This window comes from Psychrobacter sp. TB55-MNA-CIBAN-0194, from assembly GCF_040309505.1.
GTDB lineage: Bacteria > Pseudomonadota > Gammaproteobacteria > Pseudomonadales > Moraxellaceae > Psychrobacter > Psychrobacter fozii.
In genome coordinates, this window is the sequence record NZ_JBEOOW010000136.1 from 1 (window position 1) to 289 (window position 289).

Here is a 289-nt window from a genome sequence, read left to right on the forward strand (position 1 = left end):
GCACATGACCATATCGCAATACGCGGCGCACGTACGCACAATCTAAAAAATATCGATTTAGACATTCCACGCGATAAATTTGTGGTAATTACCGGTTTATCAGGTTCTGGTAAATCTTCATTGGCGTTTGATACGCTTTATGCCGAAGGGCAACGCCGTTATGTTGAAAGTCTTTCCGCTTATGCACGTCAGTTCCTCTCGCAAATGGAAAAACCAGATGTCGATAGTATCGAGGGCTTATCGCCAGCGATTGCTATCGAGCAAAAATCAACCAACCATAACCCGCGCT

At 45.0% G+C, this 289-nt stretch carries 1 pseudogene; it reads left to right on the forward strand.

What is annotated here, in order from left to right:
* A pseudogene (locus AAEY75_RS14570) lies at positions 1–289 on the forward strand (excinuclease ABC subunit UvrA); the annotation flags it as partial.